The sequence below is a fragment of the Pseudoalteromonas sp. GB56 genome (assembly GCF_054923835.1).
In genome coordinates this window covers 1024154-1044610 of record NZ_JBPCHK010000001.1, presented here as the reverse complement: position 1 = coordinate 1044610, position 20457 = coordinate 1024154, and the positions used below count along the sequence as shown (strand labels likewise).

Here is a 20457-nt window from a genome sequence, read left to right as displayed (position 1 = left end):
GTAGATGCAAACAACGAGTGAAATCCGTTCTTTAAGAAGTCAAATTAAGGCTTGGCGTCAAGCAGGCCTGAGCGTTGCGTTCGTGCCGACCATGGGCAATTTACACGAAGGCCACTTCTCTTTAGTTGATAAAGCGAAGACGCTTGCAGACAAAGTCGTCGTCAGTATTTTCGTTAATCCTATGCAATTTGGTGCCAACGAGGATTTAGATGCGTACCCACGTACTCTCGTGCAAGACCAACAAGGTTTGAGCGAGCGTGGTGCAGATTATCTTTTCACTCCGACAGTCGAGACCATTTACCCGAATGGGCTTGATGCCCAAAGCTTTGTTGATGTACCGGGTGTGTCAATGGGTTATTGTGGCGGTTCTCGCCCCGGCCATTTCCGTGGTGTAGCAACAGTTGTCACAAAACTGTTTAACCTTGTACAGCCTGATTTTGCCTGTTTTGGTGAGAAAGACTTCCAACAGTTACAAGTCATAAAAACCATGGTGCGCGACTTAGCCATGCCAGTTGAAATCATTGGTGTGCCAACACAGCGCGACGTTAACGGTCTTGCGTTAAGTTCTCGCAATGGTTACCTCAGTGAAGAGCAAAAGCAGCAAGCCACCATCTTGTTCAAAACCCTGAACTGGATGAAAGAACAAATTCAAATGGGTCAACGTGATTACGCTACGCTTGAAACACAGGCTATCGCGCTGATTGAAGAACAAGGCTTGAAAGTGGATTATCTTAGCCTAGCTGAGCGCAACACCTTGCAAGCACCTACCGCTTGCGATCAACAACTGGTGATTTTAGCGGCGGCATTTTTGGATAAAGTGAGACTTATCGATAATTTGACGTTAGACTGGAATTAGGAACCCAATAAAAACAAGGTGATGTGATGAACAAAGCTGTGCTAGCACTAACACTCGGTCTACTACTCGGTGGTTGTCAAAACTCGGTGAACAGCCCTGAACTCAACCAGTGTGCACAACAAAATTTCCAATGTGAAAATAGCTGCAACAACAGCACAGTGGACGAAAGCATGACCAACCAAGTGTGCGTTGCTCAGTGTCAAGAAGTCTACAATCGCTGTAAAGAGCAAGCACAAAAGCTCGAGAACATTAACTAATGTCAGCGCGACGCAGTTTCCTCACTGCGTCGCAACTTTTCCACTTAAAAGTTCATCGCCTCAATAATCTGTGCTATCTGCTCATCCGAGTATGGCTTACTCGGCAACACTCCCCACACCGGCTTTGGCCACGCAGCATCTTCTTTAAAGCGGGCAATATGATGAATGTGTAATTGTGGCACCATGTTACCAAGCGCTGCTACATTCAACTTGTCTGGCGTGAAAATAGTCTTAAGCATACAGCTTAACTTTGCTGACTCTTGCGTTAACACGATTTGTTCTTGCTCACTCAAATCAATAATTTCCTGTAGTCCCTCTTTGCGCGGAACTAAGATAAACCATGGATATTGACTGTCATTCATTAATAACACTTTACACAAAGGCCAATCAGCCAATTCAATGCAGTCATTTTGTAATTGCGGTGCCAAAGTAAACATCTCTACTCCTGTGGTTTGGTGGCATAAAGTTGCGCTGGCGCTGGTCCATGAGTACCATCGGGCACATGCATACAACAATAAGGTTTACCCGTGTCTAAAACAACCAAATACTTATCAATTGCCCTTGCATCTGGCCTAGTGTGCACAGCTGCAAATGCAAAAGAGCTAACGCTTGAGCGTATCTTTGATGACCCAAGCCTGGCTGGTTCTGCGCCGGTGAAGTTGAAGTTTTCTCCCGATGGCAGCCGCGTCACTTACCTCCAAGGTAAAAAAGAAGACTACAACCGCTACGACTTGTGGGAATACAACCTAAAAGACAATACCAACCGCCTTTTAGTTGACTCGCAAGCGCTATTCTCTGGCCCTGAAACGCTCTCTGATGAAGAAAAAGCGCGCCGAGAGCGCCAACGTATCTTTGGTCGCGGTATTTTAGAGTACACCTGGTCTAAAGATGGGCAAGCCTTGTTGTTCCCACTTAATGGCGACTTGTACTACTACCAACTCGCAACTGGTAAAAGCCGCAAGCTAACCGACACAGAAGCGTTTGAAACAGACGCACGTTTCTCGCCAAAAGGTAACTTTGTGTCGTTTATTCGTGAGCAAAACTTATTTGCGCTCGCGTTAGACAGCGGCAAAGAAATCCAACTCACCAAAGACGGTGGCGGCGTAATCAAAAACGGTATGGCTGAGTTCGTAGCGCAGGAAGAAATGGGCCGAATGACGGGTTATTGGTGGTCAGGTGATGAAAGCAAAATCGCGTTCACCCGTATTGATGAAAGCCCGGTTGAAGAAGCCATTCGTAATGAAATTTATGCCGAAGAAGTAAAGTTATTCAATCAACGCTACCCATTTACCGGAACCGACAATGTAGAGATTGAACTCGGTGTCGTGACACTTAACGACCAAAAAGTAGATTGGGTTGATTTAGGTGAAGACAAAGATATCTATATCGCCCGAGCTGACTGGTTACAAGACAGCAAAACGCTTGCCTATCAATGGCAAGACCGTGCCCAGCACAACCTAGAGCTGCGTTTTTACAACAGCGAAACAAAATCACAAAAAGTGGCGCTTAAAGAAACCAGTGACACGTGGATCAATCTGCATTTCGACCTGAAATTCCTAAAAGACAAAAAGCATTTCGTTTGGGCTTCCGAGCGCGATGGCTTTAAACACCTTTACCTCTACAAAACTGACGGAACTTTAGTTCGCCAAATTACCTCTGGTGAGTGGATTGTAGAGTCAATTAAAGGCGTAGATGAAGATAAAGGCGTGATTTACTTTGCTGGTCGCAAAGACACACCGCTTGAAAGCCATCTTTACAGCACACCATTGTTCGAGCAAGGCGACATTACTCGCATCACGCAAGACGGTGAGTACCACAGCGTAGTAATGGCTGACGATCAACAAACCTTTATCGACAGTGCATCATCGGTTAATCGCCCTCCTTATGTGGCGCTACGTAAAGCCAATGGTGACTTCATCACTTGGTTGGAACAAAACGAGCTGAACGACGCTCACCCACTTACCCCCTTCTTAAGTGACCTTGTTGAGCCAGAATACGGCACTATTGAGGCTGAAGATGGCCAAGTGATGCATTATCGTTTGTTTAAACCGCGTAAGTTAAACAAAAAAGCAAAGCACCCTGTGATGGTGAATGTATACGGTGGCCCTCATGCTCAGCGCGTAACCAACAGCTGGCGTGGTAAGAACTTGTATTTCCAATACATGGTGCAACAAGGTTACGTTGTATTCCAACTTGATAACCGAGGCTCATACAACCGCGGCAAGCGCTTTGAAGACGTGATCTACAAACACCTAGGTGAAGCAGAGGTACGCGACCAAATTAAAGGCGTTGAATTCCTGCGCACACTTGATTACATAGACCCAGAACGCATTGGCATCTATGGTCACAGCTATGGTGGCTACATGGCGCTGATGACGATGTTCAAAGCGGGCGATTACTTCAAAGCGGGTGTGTCAGGTGCGCCAGTGACTGACTGGGCTTTATATGACACGCACTACACTGAGCGCTACCTTGGTCACCCACAAACCAATGCTAAAGGCTATGAGCAAAGTGCCGTGTTCCCATACGTGGATGGCTTACAAGGCCCATTGATGATTTATCACGGTATGGCGGATGATAACGTGCTATTCACGCACGCTACTAAGCTGTTCAAACAGCTGCAAGACAAAGCTTTGCCGTTTGAAATGATGACCTACCCAGGCTCAAAACACAGCTTACGTGGTAAAAAAGTGCAAACACACTTGCACCAAACCATTACCGACTTCTTCAATCGTCATTTTGAGATGGACAAGAAGTAGGTACACCCCACTTAAAAAGGCCGGTCCAACTGGCCTTTTTAATACCTATCATAGACTTAACGACAATACCTTTCGCAATTCCCCGCCCCTAAACTACACTTTATTCACTGTGAGTATAGGAGCGAGGCCATGCAGCAACTTCGTCAATTTAGTATTTACCAACGACTCATCATAGTGATCTGTGTGGCCTTATTAGGCTTACTCGCACTGATGATCACATCCTTAAGTAACAGCTATGACTCACTACTAAAGGGGCAATACGAGAAGACTCAGAATTTGGTTGAAACTGCACACAGTATCGCCCAGCACTTTCATGAACAATCTCGTGAAGGTGCAATCAGTGCTGAGCAGGCAAAGCAAAGTGCCCTGTCAACGATTCGCTCCCTTCGCTATGACGGTGAGAATTATTTTTGGATCAATGACGACTCACCGACCATGGTGATGCACCCGTTCAAGCCTGAATTGGATGGAAAGTCTTTAGCCAACACGCAAGACCCCAATGGCGTTAAATTGTTTGTAGAAATGGCAAATTTGGTTAAAAGCAAAGGTGATGGATTTGTACCCTACCAATGGCCAAAACCTGGACATGACGATCCCGTCGACAAAATTGCATACGTGAAGGGGTTTCAACCTTGGGGCTGGATTATCGGTTCGGGTGTCTATATGGACAACATCAATGCGGAGCATGCATCAAGCCGCAACACCCTTATCTTTGTCTCTTTAGTTATCGCAGTTGTATTGATTGCACTCAGTTACCTGATTGCTAAAAGCATAGTTACTCCCATCAGTACCGCTGCACAAATGATGAAAAATATCGCCCAAGGCGAAGGCGACTTAACCCAGTCACTCAACGAGGACGGCAAGGATGAGGTGGCTGATTTAGCGAGATACTTCAATAATTATACGCAGAAGATGCGCAGCTCTATCAGTGCAGTGAATGAGCAATCTTTAACGGTTAGTGAGCAAGTAGCATCACTGCAAAACACCGTGTCGCAAAATCGACAAAGTATCGAGTTACAAAGCGACAGCTCAGCGCAAGTCGCCACCGCTATGGAAGAGATCAGCCATCAAGTTAAGGACATTAGCGATTACGCCAGCAACGCTGAACATGCCAGTAGCCAAGCCAACGAATATACAGGGCAAGTTAAATCTGCCGTTGATGACACCATCGAAGCGTTTAAACGCCTGAGTATGCAAATCGAACAAGTAGCGACTGTGGTAGAGCAATTGGCAAATCAAAGTAACAATATCGGCAGTGTACTGGATGTCATTCGTGGTATTTCTGAGCAGACTAACCTTCTCGCTCTCAATGCCGCTATAGAGGCAGCACGCGCTGGTGAGCAAGGTCGTGGGTTTGCGGTTGTCGCTGATGAAGTACGCACTCTTGCGAGTCGCACCGGGCAAAGCACCGATGAAATTCAGGCCATGATTGAGCAACTTCAACAAGGTGCGTCCAAAGCTGTTCAGGCAGTACAAAACAGCCAAGCAATCTCGCAAAGTACCGTATCGAGCACCACAACGACCACCCAAGCTTTGGATGAGATCAGTCGACTTGTGGATAGCATTGGCGATATGAATGCCCACATTGCTCGCGCAACTGAGCAGCAAAATGAAGCTTCCAGCGAGGTGTCACAGCGCTTAAACGATCTCGCTCGTTCCACCAGCGAGTCACTAGCTAGCATGCATACTTCCACACAAGCCAGTGATAATCTCGAGAAGGCAAGTACCGCATTGGACGCAATCGTGAAGCGCTTTAAAGTATAAAAAAAGCCACAGCATGCGCTGTGGCTTTTTTCTTCGCTAAAATACGTTAGCGGCAGTATTTTGCAAACAATGCTGCAACCGTTGGTGCCGTTGGCTTACCATGTTGCCAATCACCGCCTTCCACGCCACTACCGGCAATATCCATGTGCACATATGGCAATGGTTGCTCACTGTCTAAACCGTGCTTATCAAGACCCGAAACAATCGCCAAGAATGCCATTGGGAATTGGTGGCCACGCGCAGTTACTGCCGAAGGCGCGTTATTGCTCGATAATAAGTCATCAGCCAAAGTGCGAGGCTTCACAAAGTCATAGTCTTCACGGCGAGAACGTGACACTTCTGCGCAGTCTGCCCACAGGTCACCATGGTCAACGAGTTGCTGCGACACTTTCGCTGCACGCGCTGGACCATTTTCAACATAGGCGCTGTAAGGACCAACCGCACGAGCGGCATGGCCTGTAAGTGTTGCTACCGTAAAAATTTCTGGGTTTACTTCGCCCTTCGCTAAATCTTTCGCTTCGCTTAGTAAGTCACCCATCGCAAGGCGACCTTCTGCATCGGTGTTACCGATACGTACACGCACACCTTCACGGCTGGTGATGATTTCATCTGGCACGAAGCAGTCTGAACCGATTGAGTTACGTACAACGGCCAGATAGGCGATAACTTTAACGCCTTGTGGCTGCGCATCAGCTACCGCTTTGAGGAAACCAGCCACGGACGCTGCTCCCCCTTTGTCACGGCTCATACCCGCCATGAAGCCACCTACTTTAAGGTCGGCGCCACCTGTATCATACACTAAGCCTTTACCCACAAAGATAAGCGTACGCTCAACATCGCCTTGTGGTACATATTCAAGTTTTACAACACGCGGGTGATGGCGCTCAACGACATAAGATGCACGTGCAACTGTGCTTAAAAGTGGATAGTCTTTATCGATAGTTGCGATGTCGCTTATCACATCAACCTTCACTGTACTGCCTGCAAACAGCTCAACACAGTAATCGGCGAAACGCGGTGGTGCCATACGCTCAGGCTCAGTACCACACAAATCACGCGCGGCATATTGCCCAGCAGCAATAGCATTCATGTGTTTGATTTGCGTGTCGTCAGCGCCCACAACACCGATTTCTTGAATAGGCGAAATGGTTAGGCCGTGAAACTCACGTGCTTCTAATGGTTGCCACAGAGCTTGGTTTGCACCAAGAAAAGCCACTTCTGAAGCAAACTCATAACCCGATAATTCGCTAATACCATGAACATAAAGCGCAGGTTTCACACTACCTGCTTGCTTAGCTACCTCAATTGCTGCTTTGGCGGCGCTGAACACGCGGCGTACATCATCGTAATCACGATTCAATGGGCCTGTTGGCGAATAAATAAGACGCTGTGCAGGTGCAGATTCTGAAACCACCAAAGCACACTGCTGACCAATACGACTGTCGACTGCGCTGCTTTGCTGCAACACATCCATGAAAGGCTGAGGCAAAGAATCAATACTGCTGCCAATAATGATCAACGCATCAAATTGACCACTTGTGGTGACGGCCTCTAAATTTGCGCAAGAAAGTGCGTGGGCGAAAGACATAAAAAAGGTCCTAATCTAATACAAAGGACCTTTATTATCGGTGATTTACAGCGCCTTTACTAGCTAGGCTTAAGGAGTCCCCTAAGCCCTGTAAATTAACTCTGGCAAGGAGAGCTTACGCCTGCGAAGAATCTTGCTCATCTTTGTTGCCTCCTTGTTTATGGGCAACAATCACTGACCAAGCTTCAAGCATAACCAACACACTTACAATGAGTACAACGGCATCCAATGTTACTAGCAACCAGTTACCTTGTTGATAGTATTCTGCCAGTTTAATCACCCCTGCGAAGAATGCCATGGTGAGTACAAACACCATGGGGATCAAAGTGAATTTAGCTGGACGACCGGCTTTTATCAGCATCACAGAAATAACGAGTAAGGTGAGGCTGGCAAGAATTTGGTTGGTAGAACCAAACAACGGCCAAATGATCATACCACCGCTGCCCGACGAGCCGCCCGCCCCAAATGCCAATAATAAGCAGCAGCCGACAGCAACAAGTGTTGCCAGAATGCCATTTTTAAGCGCACCGATGTTGTATATTTCACCCCATTCTTGAATGATGTAGCGCTGCAGGCGTACTCCAGAGTCCATGGTCGTACCGGCAAACAACACCACCATGACCGCGAGTAAGGTGGATGCGACTTCGGTGGAGATACCCCAACCGTTTTCGATGAGATTGGCACCGCCAGTAATAAACGCGCCGACACTACCGGCACCTAAATGACTGTAAATCTCATGCCATTCTTCGGGAGACACAGCGAGCGCAACGCCACTGACTGCAACAAGGGTGATCAATGCCAAACAGCCCTCCCCCACAGCACCTAAGTAACCTACAAAGCGACCATCGGTTTCTTTGTCTAACTGCTTAGAACTGGTACCTGAAGACACGATGCCATGGAATCCCGACACGGCACCACAAGCAATAGTTACAAATAATAAGGGGATGATGCTCGGCGTATCGACCGCCGTTTGTGTGTTAAACGCCGGGGCCGTGATATCCGGCATAGAAATAAACACAGCACCATAGAGTAGGACCAAGCCAACGAGCAACTGCATTCCGTTGATAAAATCACGAGGTTGTAGGAGCATCCAAACGGGAAGCAATGAGGCTATCGCCGCGTAGATGAACAAAATGATGATCCAATTTGCTTTGTCAGAAAGGCCAAACATCTCGGTCGGTAATGAGATTGGCATCGAACTGCCCATATAAATGGTGGCATACAACACCCCAACACCGATTGCGCAAAGTGGGATAAGTGGCATTTTACGATGTAATAACTGACCGATGATCAAGGCGACCACTATGGCTGCCCACGCTGGGAATACCGCATTAGGCTGAGACACGAATGAATTGGCAATAACCACACCAAAAACCGCATTCACCATCAGCAGTACAAGGAACACAACAATCATAAATAGTGAGCGCGTGCGCTTGCCAATGACACTCTCTGACAGCGCACCCATTGATTTCCCCTTGTGTCGGGCACTGGCCCACAAGGCGCCCATGTCATGCACACCCGCAAAGAATATCGTTCCGAATACAACCCAGAGTACCGCGGGCACCCAGCCCCAATACACGGCTATGGCTGGCCCAACGATCGGGGCAGCACCAGCAACTGAAGTAAAGTGATGGCCCCATAGAACGACCTTGTTAGTGGGAATGTAGTCCACACCATCTTGCAATTCGTGGGCGGGAGTAACGAACTTGTCGTCCATTTGAAATATTTTTTCTGCTATGAACTTAGAATACACGAACCAGCCAAATAGCATGCCGACGATTCCAAGCAAGACGATAACAACTGATTGCATAGTCTTCTCTCTTTGTTTTTGTTGTCACAATGGTTTGGCGCCGAAACACCAACCTAGAGGCTGATTATTTTCAGACCCTGTAGCACGAGCGCATGAGCGCAAAAACTCAGATTTACCTTATCAGCATAGTGTAAAAATTCACTACCGCTTTAGTCTAAGATGCTCAACTGCAATACTTCTGTTTCTGAATTATCTATTCCTACACCCAGCCCAAGCAACCGCACTTCATTGGTAACTCCACGTTCGTAGGCTTTTGCTAACAAGGCATCAAACACGTCCATATTTAAACTTTGCGCCACTTGGTCTGCGGTCGTAACATGGAAATCTGCGAATTTGACCTTCACTGATAACTTATTGATACGGCCCATGAGCTGTTGTTTTTCAAGGCGATGGGTGAGTTCGTCAAGGAGAGCGGGTAATGCAGACTGACACTGCTCCAGCGAGGTTTTGTTGTATTCATAGGTATGTTCAACACTCAGTGATTTGCGCACCCGCTCCGTACGCACAGCACCAATGACTTGGCCTGCGCACTTTTGATACAGGGAAGCCCCAAAGTTACTAAAATGCTGCTGCATCCAGCTCATGCCTTTATTGAGGACATCCTGACCTTTATACAGACCTTGTGCATGGAGCTTTTCAATCGTCACCTTGCCCACACCGGGGATCTTTTTAAGATCGAGCTCGGCCAAAAAAGTTGGAACCTGTTGCGGGGTGATTACGCATTGCCCGTTGGGTTTATTCTCATCACTGGCGATTTTGGCAATGAATTTGACGGGTGCTATCCCTGCAGACGCGGTGAGGCCAGTTTCAGCAAAAATTTCTTGGCGGATCTGCTGAGCGATTAAAGTTGCACTGCCTTTGCACGCATCAACATCTGTGACATCCAAATAAGCTTCATCCAAAGACAAAGGCTCTATGAGATCGGTGTAGCGACGGAAGATAGCTCGTATCTGCTGCGACACTTCTTTATAAACCTGCATGCGTCCGGGCACAATCACTAAGTTTGGGCACAATTGCTTGGCATGGTAGTTTGACATAGCAGAGCGCACACCATATTGGCGAGCCACATAATTCGCTGTTGATAACACGCCTCGGCGGCTATTGCCCCCTATCGCCAACGGCACATTGGCTAATTTGGGGTTGTCTCGCATTTCCACTGCGGCATAAAAGCAATCCATATCAATATGGATAAATTTTTTCATCGCTCGAAGCAAACCAAGTAATTTGCCATATCATCGCAAATTCAAAAGCACTTCGCCACAAATACTGTACAAAACACTGTATAAAGATATAAAAGCATGTTTGAGTTCAGCTGTTATACTCAAGAGTAACCACTACGGCCAAGTCGGCATTTTATCGTTGAATAGGCATGTTATTCATGGGTAAAGGACACCTTCGCGCTTTCGCATTGTCGCTCATTCTGCTTCTTTTTATGCCCGCTTGGGCTAGCTCATCGGTTTGGAAAATTGCTTCTTTAGAATGGCCACCTTACGCCAGTGAAAAAATGGAAAATGGCGGCGAAGCCATTGCCCAGCTGCGTGCATTACTCGAAACAAAAGGCATCGCGCTTGAAGTTAATTACTTGCCATGGGAGCAAGCACAAAGCTTGGCAGCTATGGGCGAATATATGGGGTACTATCCAGCATGGCCCTCGGAAATAAAACCTGGTTTCATTGCTTCTCAACCCCTGAGTTTTTCTCCACTTGGACTTATTACCTTACAAAAAAACACCATCGAATATCGCAACTTAGTCCACTTGTTCGAGCAATACAAAATTGGCGTAGTATCAAGCTACGTTTATCCCGATAGCATCCAATCAGTGTTAAATGAATACCACAGCACCATTTTGTACGCCCCCACAGAACAAGCACTCGTGGCAATGCTAAACAGAGGTAGCGTGGATTTGATTTTGGCCACCCCGGCCGTTGTCAATCATGTTGCAACAAAGCAGCAATCCAAACAATTACGAATGATCACGCAGTTTGCTGATGTTCCGCTTGTACTCGCACTGAAAAACACGGACATCAATCAAGCTAACTTAGTAAAACTAAACGATTTAATTCAGGGTCCAAGCACACACCTCGACGGCTTTAAAAAACCGCAATACCTCACCGGTACATATATCCAAACGCCAGGGATTGACCCCTTCATTAAGTTGATAAAAAAATCCTATGCCGATATTGGAATAGACGTAAAGTTAGAGCCCGTTCCTGCACGGCGTGGATTGGTCTTACTCAATGCCGGACTGACTGATCTTGATGTGGTGAGGTTAGGTGCCAATATGGCACAGTTTGGCAATGTGACTGTGGTAGAGCCTAATTTGGCATCCGGTGAACATGTGCTGCTGTGCGACAAAGGCGTGCCGTGCGAGTTATCCGTTTTGAGTAATACCAATGCGTCGATATTAACCGCACGAGGCACGCTCGAATCATTGGCGCAGTTTGATATTCAAGCCAAGATCATTATCAATGAACAACTTGATCGTGCGCCCCAATTGTTAAAAAGACGGGACGTAGAATATGCCATTATTTCCATTGTCAAAGGTGAAAGTCGACACTATCGTGAGGAGTTTAATGTACTTACTTTGCGCTCTTTTCGTTTAAATCACGTGATCAATAACAAATTCGATCCGCTGATCCCAGAACTACACCGGGCTATTACTGCAAACCTAGCTGGGTTCACCCCCAGTGAATTGATGAAAGCAACCAAACCCGAGAGTCTTGAAAAATGAACACACCTAACCCTTTTTCTTGGCGCGGCTGAACAACCCAAGCCAGAATGCACCTTCAAGCACGGCGCCCAACACAAACAATATAATCAGCCCTTTTTCCGCTCCAATGGCGTAGCAAATCAGAGCCAGTGGCAATGCCCAAAGCCACAAATACTTACGAACCGTCATAGTTCATCTCCCTACCTACTGATGCTTCAGAGTACCTAACCCAATCAAGTCGGACAATAAATAGGCGAAACTAAAATGTAAGCAGTTATTGCTGATAGCGAACGAGTCGCACATACACATCTGTAGTCTTGTCATGAAGGCTATTTTTGCCACTATAGAACTCTTGCACCCACGCATGATCGGCTGGCGTAATGGCCGAGGTACTACTCCAATAATTGTCATTACTGGCACTCAAGAACACACTAAGATTGACGCTGGGTTCAACGCAGTTGTGCTCGACTATCGACGCAAGTTCCTTCGCGTTCGGTAAGAGCCAATCATCATATTGTGCAAAGCTATCATCTTGGGCACTTTGCAATGCTTGCTGCCATGTCAGTTGTTGTGCAGAACCAGTACAAGACTGTGTATCTGCATCGAAACTTTGCCCATAACTACAACGCTGCCACATCAATCCTGTTTGAGTGTCCACGACCGTACCATCAAGATTAATTTCAAAACGTTCTAATGGAGTGCTTTGAGGCAATGAATAACAGGTCTGTGCCAAAGCACAGCTACTGAAAAAACATGCGCTAACGATAATCAAGTGTTTCACAGCTAACTCTCCTATGGATTGCGCACTAAGCGAACGTAAGCAGTGTTCGATTTGGGGTAAGCCAAATCATTACCCGAACGCATATCGAGTATGAACGCCTGAGATAAGGACTGCCCATCCACACTGGTGCGTGACGTCCAATAGTTAAGATGTCCCAGCTGTGCATAATCTGGCAAATTGATAAACAAGTCAGGGCTGAGCATTTGTAATTGACCATGGCGTTGATAATCCAAGATGCTCTGTAATTCGATATAGTTTGGCAGTCGCCAGTTAGAGCCACCGCAATAGTTCGTGGCATTAACTTCGTTTACATAGGTCTGTGCCGAACAATCGACATCACTTGGACATGTACTATTAGCAGCACCTCGCACACTCCCAACCAGGTCTCCAGAGCCATCATCGAATGCCCATGTGTAATGATTGTGTGCCTCACGTAATGAGGTATTTGGCAGTGTATTAGTGCTCGCTTGTTTAACTTCCCAGATTAATCCGGTGATATTGTCACGCACACAGCTGAAGGATGTTGCATCATCGGGTAGTTCATCGGCAAATTCATTAAGCTTGGTAAAATCAAACGCCATGTCCCCGCGTCCTACTTTATCAAGGCGATCTGCGACGCTATCGCGGCCTAGTTGCGCGTCTTGCCCTTGAAAATCAGCACTATCACAACTAATCGCTTGGCTATTGTTGAAACAGGTACTCATCCCCGTGTCATTGAGTAAACCTAGAGGCTTTTTATCAACGACTATCATCAACGAGTCGGTATCACTGCGACTTTTCTCGTCAGTGACCGTTACATTGAAAGTCAACTCCTGTGTCCGTTCTATATCGGGTGCAATAAAACTGGTTGTACATTGATTGCTATTAGCTAAAGTCACCGCGGTGCCACTGATTTGCTCCCAAAAGCAGGAGAACTGCCCGCTCACAGTTTGGCTTTGCTGAGCATCCAAAGTGACTATTTCAAACTCGGTGACCTGTTGGTCATTACCTGCGTTAGCAATGACCACTTGCGCTGTTTTTGCCAACGATAGAGAAAATTCACTGCTTGCCTCGCCCCCTTCATCATCAATGACAGCTAGGTGCCAAGACAACGTGGTGTGCTCATCCAGCAAGGGGTGGGTGAAACTGATATCTGAGGTATTGGTGCCGCTGGCATTCACATTTACTCCGGCAGTTTGTTGCCAAGTAAAGCTAGCGATGTGTCCATTTTCATCAGGATCGCTGGTTGCAGCGGCACTGATCACGATGGTGTCACCATATTGCGAGGGTAATTGTTCTGGGGCGGTTTGCGAGATTATGATTTGCGGCAGTTGGTTGTCTGAAGCGATATTGATTACCACAGTGTCGGTAACTAAAGTGGTGTCGGGTGCTCGATACTGCACTTCTACCTGCACTTGCGCATCAGCCTTAATATCGGGCAAGGTCAAAGCAACTTCGGCTTCGGTCGAGGGTAAACCTGTGATTGCCGGACCGGTTAACTGTTGCCACCGAAACGTGCCACCTGTCGGCGAAACTAAGGCGCTGAGGGTAATGTCAGATTTTTCAACCGCGTTGATATCTTGGCCCGCGTTAACACTTGCGTTTTCTGTCGGGCTCTCGCTCGAGCCACCACCACACCCACATAACGCGATGCACAAGACTGTGGCCACGCTATAAATTGCTTTGTTAGTCATTATTTAGTCCAAATAAGAACAGTGTTTTTTTCAAAGCAAATTAGGTGCCAGCGCGAGTGCACTATAAATAACTATCCTGATGAATGCGCACAAACATTTTGGTGCCGACTTTTGAGTAATCTACTTTGTATTCTTTACCATCAAGCGCTTGGATGAACAATAAACGTCTTTCCTCCGCGAAAACATCAGGACTTGCGACGTAGACCATTTCCAAATAGCGCTCGCGCGCCTCGCGACGATTTCTCGGTAAAGGCTCTTTAAAAGGCTCAAGGCCGTTTTGAGTAACTTTAATACGCGGGTCGTCTTCTCCATTTACGATGACTAAGTCTAACTTTTTCACTTTATGAATAATGGTATTGCGACCACTTTTTATAAATGCTCTTTCATCGCTCATGAGAGATTCCTATTTCACTTACCACTTTGGGAATTGAGCTCTTCATTCAGTTTACGCACCGTGAATTCTGGATCTTGCTGCCAACGGTGCAATAAATAGCTAAATTCCCAGACATCTCGATCCAACACCGATGCAGGTATCAAGATGTCATATCCGGTTAAAAAATTTAAGTTATTCATTCTATTAGCAAACATGGCCAATAATCCAGTATATTTGTACCCATTTTTACTGGTGTACTCAGTATCCTCGACCAGCCACTGCGGCGGACATTCCTTACCATCGTGACAATAGGCTTTTATTGCTTGCATTAGATAGTGACGTTGCTCAACCAGCAGGCGCCCAGCTAATCTCGGCGATAAGCGCTGTAAAAACTCATCTTCGTCTCGCAACCGAATACCTACAACATTAAGGTCAATCGTTTGCTCGAATTGATGAATATTAGGCACACCTGACCGCTCAAGGTTTTTCGCGTTTAGTTGCCACCATCCGTACTTGTGATTATAGCTAAGTTTATGATTATCGAGAAATAGACTATAAAAAGGCTCACGCAGTTTTAAGTACCCAACCAGCATACCAACTAAGGCAGCACTTAATAAAAAAATCTCTGCTAACCATATTTCCCCAGGCCGAAACTGGATAACAGCAACCAGCACGACCAAACACACACCACTTATGAGTAACGTTTGCGTGCCAAATCGGGCTCCTTGCGCTCTAATTTTGGCACCTTTGAAGGGTCCTGAACTAGGCTGTTGTTGAGGTGGGCGCTCATTTGCTGATGTCATGGCAATTTAAAGATGATCCAATACTATGTAGTCAGTGTATTAAATTACGAACTAATTTGAACAATTGGGTTCAATTTAAGAACAAAATGCAGGATTTTCGGTTAATGCACAAAAATACAGGACTGGTGGTCTGTGTGTTGCGCAACAAAGTCGTACACTAAGCTCACACCTTTTTGAGCTTTATTTAACTAAAGGCACCTCCAATGAATCACAGCAGGCATTCAGGCAAAGCGCTCTTCCCTGTCTTTATCATCATCTTTCTCGGCTTGTGTATCTACCTGTATTTACCCAAAGGACAGTCACAGCAAAATGGTGGTGCCATGCAATCAACGCGCGTGCAAGCACATACGGTGAGTAATGAACAACGTTCGGTAAATGTTGAAGGCATCGGGAGTAGCCGAGCGAATCAAGCTATCTACATCATGAGCGCGCAAAGCGACTATATTGAAAATATTTACTTCGACGACGGTGACCAAGTAAAAGCTGGACAATTATTGGTGCAATTACGCGACAAAGAAGAACGCTTAGAAGTCACTGAGCTTGAAGCAAATCTGTCAGAAGTCGAACGACAACTCAACCGTTTAACTGAACTTGCTCGCTCACAAGCTACAGCAAAGTCGCTATTGGAAGAACAGCGCGCCAAATACGAAGCGACGCAAGCGCAGCTGGAAGCAGCAAAGACCAAGCTAGCTGAAATGAAAGTGACCGCGCCTTTCACAGGTACGCTAGGTAAACGCATGGTGTCCAAAGGGGCATTTGTATCAACAAGCACAGAAATCACGACATTGGATGATGTGAGCATCATCAAAGTAGACTTTAACGTACCAGAAAAATACTTAGCGCAGCTAAAATTAGGCATGAAGGTAATAGCGCACAGTGATGCCTATCCGGGTCAAACTTTTAGCGGAAAAGTCACTCATGTCAGTTCACGTATCGATATGGCAACGCGCAGCGTACCCATCAGCGCTAGCTTTGAGAACAATGACGGCTTATTGCGCCCAGGCATGTTGCTCAACACGGCATTAGAACTGAAAACGTATCAAGCTTTATTGGTGCCGGAAAAAGCGATTATCCCTCGTCAAAACAAACACTTTGTATTCAAGATTGTGGATGGTGTTGCACAGGAAGTCGAAGTACAAGTGGACAAACGTTATGACGGCTGGGTCGGTATCAAGTCAGGTTTGGCTGCTGGCGATCACGTCGTGACCGAAGGAATCATTAAAATTCGTTCCGGTTCACCGGTTAACACTGTGGAGAATGCACAGTGAAAATAACCGATACCTCTGTAAAACGCCCCGTATTTGCAATCGTAATAAATCTACTGCTGTTAACCTTCGGTTTGGTGGCTTTTTCAATGCTGCCATTACGCGAATACCCCGATATAGATAGTCCGATTGTGAGTATCAGTACCAACTATACTGGGGCTTCGGCAGAAATCATTGAAACGAAAATTACACAGGTTATCGAAAACCGAATCTCCGGCATTGAAGGGATCAAAAGTATTACTTCATCAAGCCGCAATGGTCGCTCTAATATCACCATAGAATTCAATATCGACCGTGATATTGATGCCGCGGCCAATGACGTCCGCGAGCGTGTATCTCGTGCCTTGGATAGCCTTCCAGACCAAGTTAGGCCGCCGGAAGTATCAAAATCGGATTCGGATGAAAGCCCTATCGCCTGGTTTGTGTTGAACAGTACGACCATGGATTCATTGCAGTTATCAGACTACGCTCAACGTTATATTGTTGACCGCCTTGCAGTGGTTGACGGTGTCTCAAACGTGCGTGTCGGTGGCCAACGCCAATACGCGATGAAAATTTGGTTAAACCGCCAAGCGATGGCAGCACGCGGTATCACCGCCAGCGACATAGAACAGGTACTACGTGCTGAAAACGTAGAACTGCCAGCAGGTGAAATTGAATCGAAAGACCGCGATTTTTCAGTGCGTACTGCACGCAGCTACCTTACTCCGACAGACTTTCGCAATCTTGTGATCGCGCGAGGTGATAGTGGTTATCTTGTACGTTTGAACGAAGTGGCAGATGTTCAACTCGAAGCAGCCGATGAAGAAAGCCTGTTCCGTGGTAATGGCCGCAATATGATTGGCCTAGGCGTTGTAAAGCAGGCCAAAGCCAATACTCTGACTGTTGTAGAAAATGCTCGTAAAGAGCTTGAAAACATCAAACGCAACTTACCACCGGGTACAACCATCGAAGACAGCTACGACTCGTCAATTTTCATCAAAGAGTCCATTGACGAGGTATACCGCACGCTGGCTATTTCCATGGCATTAGTTGTATTAGTTATTTATCTATTCTTGGGTAACGTTCGTGCGACATTAATCCCTGCTGTCACCGTGCCTGTGGCATTAGTAGGTAGCTTCATGTTTCTGCTGGCAATGGGCTACTCCATCAACCTCCTCACCTTGCTTGCATTAGTACTCGCAATTGGTTTGGTGGTGGATGACGCCATCGTGATGCTCGAGAATATCCACCGCCGTATCGAATTAGGTGAACCAAGACTACTGGCTGCATACCGCGGAGCCCGTGAAGTGGGTTTTGCAATTGTGGCCACGACGCTGGTGTTGATTGCGGTGTTCGTGCCCCTAGTATTCATGGATGGTCGTATCGGTGCACTGTTCACCGAATTCGCAATGGCAGTCAGTGCCGCCGTTTTCTTCTCAAGCATTACGGCACTGACACTCTCGCCGGCGTTGTGCTCAAAGGTACTCAAACAAAGTGAAAGCGAAGGTCGTTTTAGTCAATGGATGGACCGTCAATTCACTCGTCTTGAAGGTACTTACGAACGCACCCTGCGTGGCAACATCCAACGTTCCGGCATGCTCGCTATCTTGCTTGTGCTCGCCGGCTTCACCAGCTATTCGTTGTTCCAACAGATTCCGTCTGAGCTGACGCCAAAAGAAGACCGAGGGACATTCTTCGTGATGATGAATGGTCCGGAGGGAGCAAGTTATGAGAACAATGCACAGAACATGGCCAAGATTGAGGACCGCTTACTACCCTACGTGGAGTCAGGTGAACTTAATCGCGTTTTAGTTCGTGTACCGGGTTGGGGTGGCCAAGGGGGGGTTGCAATCATCGGTATGGCTGATTGGGACGAGCGCAAACGCGACACGTGGTCTGTAATGGGTGAAATCAGTGGCAAGATGCAAGAAGTCACAGACGTTCGCGCCTTTGCGATTATGCGCCGTGGTATCGGAGGTGGTGGTTCATCGCGCCCGATTGAATTTGTGCTCCAAGGCAATGATTATGACGAGCTCGCTGATTGGCGCGACCGTATCATCAAACGTGCAGAACAAAACCCTGGACTCGTACGTATCGACCATGACTATAAAGAAACATTTCCTCAGTTTCTCGTCAGCATAGATAAAAACAAAGCGGCTGATTTAGGTGTCTCAGTTTCTGACATTGGGCGCACGTTAGAAACCATGCTGGGCCAGCGTCGTGTGACTACCTTTATCGATCGCGGCGAAGAGTATGATGTCATTCTCAAAGGTGAAAAACAGGACTTTGCCAGCCCACGTGATGTATCGAATATCTATGTAAACTCACGCTCAGGCGAACTGGTACCTTTGGATAGCCTGATCACAGTGAGCGAGGAAGCAACCGCTTCACGCTTAAATCGTTACAACCGTATGCGCGCAATCACACTCAGTGCCAACCTCGCTGACGGCTACACGTTAGAAGAGGCACTTAACTTCTTGAATCAAGTTGCCGCAGAAGAAAACGACATCGATGGTGCCGTTGATTATAAGGGTGAGTCGCAGCTTTTCTATGAAGGTGCGTCAGCCATGGTATATGTATTTATTCTTGCTCTGACCGTTACATTCTTAGTACTTGCGGCGCAGTTTGAAAGCTTTGTACACCCATTTGTGATCATGCTTACTGTGCCACTAGGTATTGCAGGTTCATTATTTGGATTGTGGGCAACCGGTTTAACACTCAACATCTACAGCCAAATTGGTATCGTTATGCTGATAGGCCTCAGCGCCAAAAACGGTATCCTTATCGTTGAATTTGCTAACCAGCTACGAGACAAAGGCATGGAGTTTACCGAGGCCTTAGTGCAAGCAGCTAAACAACGATTGCGTCCAATTATCATGACCTCACTAACAACCGTGATGAGTTCGGTCCCTCTTGTACTGGCGAGTGGTCCGGGAGCTGAGAGTCGCATGGTAATTGGTGTCGTTATATTTACCGGCGTAACGGTTGCCACCTTGCTAACGCTGTTCGTTGTACCGAGTGCCTACTATGCGCTTGCAAGAAAGACGCAATCACCGGAGTTTTTACAACACAAATTAGAGCAACTGACGCAGCAACACCCCTTGCACAAAGAGTAATGTGTCGTCACTGGATTAATGAAAGCGGGATGATACCCGCCTTTTTTATTATTCTAAAGAACAGGCTACACTTTCTATATAAACCTCTCAAAACAGGTAATTAGAACAATGAGCGATATGAGAACGGCCATTTTAGGTGCAGGATGCTTTTGGTGTATTGATGCCGCTTTTAGGCGTGTTCGTGGTGTGACAAATGTGGAATCAGGGTACTGTGGTGGCCATATTGAAAACCCAACCTATGAACAAGTCTGTCGCGGAGACACCGGCCACGCCGAAGTGGTAAAAATTACTTATGATGAACTTCTTATTGAGTTCTCAGAGTTACTCAAAATGTTTTTTGCACTGCATGACTCGACTACACTCAATCGCCAAGGGAATGATGTGGGTACGCAATACCGCAGCGTCATATTCTATCATGATGATCAACAAAAACTGTTGGCCGAACATGCCATTGAGCACGAGCAAGAGAAGTTTGATTACGATATTGTTGTTACTGAGCTGTCACCAGCTGGAACCTTTTACCCCGCAGAGGAAGTACACCAGGGTTACTACAATAAAAACCCGCATCAGCAGTATTGCAGCGTACTTATTGCACCGAAACTCGCAGAGTTTGAAAAACAATTTGACCCATATTTAGATTAGCTTTTTGCGCAGAGTTATACCTAGGGCGTATAAGGGGAAGCTGGCAATAAGCTCCCCCACATAAGAGCGTCTCTTGCG

17 protein-coding genes are annotated in these 20457 nt (G+C 46.7%); 8 read left to right on the top strand and 9 right to left on the bottom strand.

Annotated elements, in window-relative coordinates:
- Positions 1-4 precede the first annotated feature (4 nt).
- Complete coding sequence (gene panC / locus ACH19P_RS04955; protein ID WP_462157409.1) at positions 5-856, top strand: pantoate--beta-alanine ligase; 852 nt, start codon at positions 5-7, stop codon at positions 854-856.
- Between the two features lie 26 nt (positions 857-882).
- Positions 883-1113, top strand: coding sequence for a hypothetical protein (locus tag ACH19P_RS04950; protein WP_462157408.1), 231 nt, complete (start codon positions 883-885; stop codon positions 1111-1113).
- 44 nt (positions 1114-1157) lie between these two features.
- Here ACH19P_RS04950 and ACH19P_RS04945 read toward each other — a convergent pair whose 3' ends face one another.
- Positions 1158-1550 (bottom strand): HIT domain-containing protein, encoded by a 393-nt coding sequence (locus ACH19P_RS04945; RefSeq protein WP_462157407.1) that lies wholly within the window; start codon positions 1548-1550, stop codon positions 1158-1160.
- Positions 1551-1640: 90 nt separating this feature from the next.
- Here ACH19P_RS04945 and ACH19P_RS04940 point away from each other — a divergent pair, with 90 nt between their 5' ends.
- On the top strand, positions 1641-3872 hold the full coding sequence (locus ACH19P_RS04940; protein ID WP_462157406.1) for a S9 family peptidase: 2232 nt from the start codon (positions 1641-1643) through the stop codon (positions 3870-3872).
- Positions 3873-4001: 129 nt separating this feature from the next.
- Entirely contained in the window at positions 4002-5636 is a 1635-nt protein-coding gene (locus ACH19P_RS04935) for a methyl-accepting chemotaxis protein (protein WP_462157405.1), read from the top strand.
- Between the two features lie 46 nt (positions 5637-5682).
- On the opposite strand, the gene ACH19P_RS04930 is transcribed toward ACH19P_RS04935, so the two are convergent.
- From ACH19P_RS04930 to dinB, 3 genes are all read right to left on the bottom strand, one after another.
- Positions 5683-7224, bottom strand: a complete 1542-nt coding sequence (locus ACH19P_RS04930) for a M17 family metallopeptidase (protein ID WP_462157404.1) — start codon at positions 7222-7224, stop codon at positions 5683-5685.
- Between the two features lie 115 nt (positions 7225-7339).
- Positions 7340-9034 (bottom strand): carbon starvation CstA family protein, encoded by a 1695-nt coding sequence (locus ACH19P_RS04925; RefSeq protein WP_462157402.1) that lies wholly within the window; start codon positions 9032-9034, stop codon positions 7340-7342.
- Positions 9035-9183: 149 nt separating this feature from the next.
- Positions 9184-10236 (bottom strand): DNA polymerase IV, encoded by a 1053-nt coding sequence (gene dinB, locus ACH19P_RS04920; protein WP_462157400.1) that lies wholly within the window; start codon positions 10234-10236, stop codon positions 9184-9186.
- 176 nt (positions 10237-10412) lie between these two features.
- Here dinB and ACH19P_RS04915 point away from each other — a divergent pair, with 176 nt between their 5' ends.
- A complete protein-coding gene (locus tag ACH19P_RS04915; RefSeq protein ID WP_462157399.1) occupies positions 10413-11765 on the top strand; it encodes a hypothetical protein in 1353 nt (450 codons plus the stop codon).
- A 6-nt stretch (positions 11766-11771) separates the two neighbouring features.
- Here the strand turns inward: ACH19P_RS04915 and ACH19P_RS04910 are convergent, their stop codons facing one another.
- The 5 genes from ACH19P_RS04910 to ACH19P_RS04890 all read right to left on the bottom strand — a co-directional run bounded on the left by ACH19P_RS04910 (position 11772) and on the right by ACH19P_RS04890 (position 15374).
- Positions 11772-11933 carry a hypothetical protein gene (locus ACH19P_RS04910; RefSeq protein ID WP_462157398.1) on the bottom strand — a complete coding sequence of 54 codons (162 nt, stop codon included), beginning with the start codon at positions 11931-11933 and terminating at the stop codon, positions 11772-11774.
- Positions 11934-12018: 85 nt separating this feature from the next.
- Positions 12019-12525, bottom strand: a complete 507-nt coding sequence (locus ACH19P_RS04905) for an Lcl C-terminal domain-containing protein (RefSeq protein ID WP_462157397.1) — start codon at positions 12523-12525, stop codon at positions 12019-12021.
- 11 nt (positions 12526-12536) lie between these two features.
- The gene (locus ACH19P_RS04900) at positions 12537-14198 is read right to left on the bottom strand and encodes an Lcl C-terminal domain-containing protein (RefSeq protein ID WP_462157396.1); all 1662 of its coding nucleotides are present in this window, start codon (positions 14196-14198) and stop codon (positions 12537-12539) included.
- A gap of 61 nt (positions 14199-14259) precedes the next feature.
- Positions 14260-14592: a hypothetical protein gene (locus ACH19P_RS04895; RefSeq protein ID WP_462157395.1), complete on the bottom strand. Its 333-nt coding sequence runs from the start codon at positions 14590-14592 to the stop codon at positions 14260-14262.
- A 14-nt stretch (positions 14593-14606) separates the two neighbouring features.
- Positions 14607-15374 (bottom strand): DUF2982 domain-containing protein, encoded by a 768-nt coding sequence (locus tag ACH19P_RS04890; protein ID WP_462157394.1) that lies wholly within the window; start codon positions 15372-15374, stop codon positions 14607-14609.
- 203 nt (positions 15375-15577) lie between these two features.
- Between ACH19P_RS04890 and ACH19P_RS04885 the strand changes: the two genes are divergently transcribed.
- The 3 genes from ACH19P_RS04885 (at position 15578) to msrA (ending at position 20379) form a co-directional block, all read left to right on the top strand.
- Positions 15578-16642 (top strand): efflux RND transporter periplasmic adaptor subunit, encoded by a 1065-nt coding sequence (locus tag ACH19P_RS04885; RefSeq protein WP_462157393.1) that lies wholly within the window; start codon positions 15578-15580, stop codon positions 16640-16642.
- A complete protein-coding gene (locus tag ACH19P_RS04880; protein WP_462157391.1) occupies positions 16639-19737 on the top strand; it encodes an efflux RND transporter permease subunit in 3099 nt (1032 codons plus the stop codon). Before ACH19P_RS04885 ends, ACH19P_RS04880 begins: the two co-directional genes overlap by 4 nt.
- 108 nt (positions 19738-19845) lie before the next feature.
- Positions 19846-20379 (top strand): peptide-methionine (S)-S-oxide reductase MsrA, encoded by a 534-nt coding sequence (gene msrA, locus ACH19P_RS04875; RefSeq protein WP_462157389.1) that lies wholly within the window; start codon positions 19846-19848, stop codon positions 20377-20379.
- Positions 20380-20457: the final 78 nt, after the last annotated feature.

Bases quoted from the DNA above. Each gene is read 5' to 3' on its own strand.
- ACH19P_RS04925 (WP_462157402.1), bottom strand. From the start codon at position 9,034: ATGCAATCAGTTGTTATCGTCTTGCTTGGAATCGTCGGCATGCTATTT.
- panC (WP_462157409.1), top strand. From the start codon at position 5: ATGCAAACAACGAGTGAAATCCGTTCTTTAAGAAGTCAAATTAAGGCT.
- ACH19P_RS04930 (WP_462157404.1), bottom strand. From the start codon at position 7,224: ATGTCTTTCGCCCACGCACTTTCTTGCGCAAATTTAGAGGCCGTCACC.
- ACH19P_RS04915 (WP_462157399.1), top strand. From the start codon at position 10,413: ATGGGTAAAGGACACCTTCGCGCTTTCGCATTGTCGCTCATTCTGCTT.
- ACH19P_RS04945 (WP_462157407.1), bottom strand. From the start codon at position 1,550: ATGTTTACTTTGGCACCGCAATTACAAAATGACTGCATTGAATTGGCT.
- ACH19P_RS04895 (WP_462157395.1), bottom strand. From the start codon at position 14,592: ATGAGCGATGAAAGAGCATTTATAAAAAGTGGTCGCAATACCATTATT.
- msrA (WP_462157389.1), top strand. From the start codon at position 19,846: ATGAGCGATATGAGAACGGCCATTTTAGGTGCAGGATGCTTTTGGTGT.
- ACH19P_RS04935 (WP_462157405.1), top strand. From the start codon at position 4,002: ATGCAGCAACTTCGTCAATTTAGTATTTACCAACGACTCATCATAGTG.
- dinB (WP_462157400.1), bottom strand. From the start codon at position 10,236: ATGAAAAAATTTATCCATATTGATATGGATTGCTTTTATGCCGCAGTG.
- ACH19P_RS04890 (WP_462157394.1), bottom strand. From the start codon at position 15,374: ATGACATCAGCAAATGAGCGCCCACCTCAACAACAGCCTAGTTCAGGA.
- ACH19P_RS04950 (WP_462157408.1), top strand. From the start codon at position 883: ATGAACAAAGCTGTGCTAGCACTAACACTCGGTCTACTACTCGGTGGT.
- ACH19P_RS04910 (WP_462157398.1), bottom strand. From the start codon at position 11,933: ATGACGGTTCGTAAGTATTTGTGGCTTTGGGCATTGCCACTGGCTCTG.
- ACH19P_RS04885 (WP_462157393.1), top strand. From the start codon at position 15,578: ATGAATCACAGCAGGCATTCAGGCAAAGCGCTCTTCCCTGTCTTTATC.
- ACH19P_RS04900 (WP_462157396.1), bottom strand. From the start codon at position 14,198: ATGACTAACAAAGCAATTTATAGCGTGGCCACAGTCTTGTGCATCGCG.